Source organism: Mesorhizobium sp. WSM4813 (assembly GCF_055811555.1).
In genome coordinates this window covers 1-581 of record NZ_JBVVQU010000159.1, presented here as the reverse complement: position 1 = coordinate 581, position 581 = coordinate 1, and the positions used below count along the sequence as shown (strand labels likewise).

At 66.1% G+C, this 581-nt stretch carries 1 pseudogene; it reads left to right on the top strand.

Features of this window, described 5'->3' with window-relative positions:
• Positions 1–581: pseudogene (locus AC0L25_RS32490) on the top strand (IS630 family transposase); the annotation flags it as partial.

The following is a 581-nucleotide window of genomic DNA, read 5'->3' as shown; positions in this document are numbered from 1 at the left end:
TGGCTTCGCGGCCACGGCTGGACATTCAAAAAAAGTCCGCGCACGCACTGGAGCAGGATCGCCCCGACGTGCTGAAGCGGCGCCGGGACTGGTTCGACGGCCAGCTCGATCTCGATCCGGCGAAGCTCGTGTTCATCGACGAGACCGGCCTCTCCACAAAGATGGCCCGCCTGCGTGGAAGAGCGCCGCGCGGCGAGCGCTGCCGGGCCGGCGTGCCGCATGGCCACTGGAAGACCACGACCTTCACCGGAGCGCTGCGGCTGACGGGCATGACTGCGCCCTTCGTCTACGACGGCGCTATGAACGGCAACGTGTTCCTGGCCTATGTCGAGCAGGTGCTGGTCCCGACGTTGTCAGAGGGCGACGTAGTCGTCATGGACAACCTGCCTGCCCACAAGGCCGCCGGCGTGCGCGACGCGATTGAGGCCGCAGGCGCGAGCCTGCTCTACCTGCCGCCCTACAGTCCCGACTTCAATCCGATTGAGAACGCCTTCGCCAAACTCAAGGCGCTGCTGCGAGCAAAGGCCGAGAGAACCATCAAGGCTCTGTGGGACGCGGTCGGCGCGGTCGTCGACCTCTTC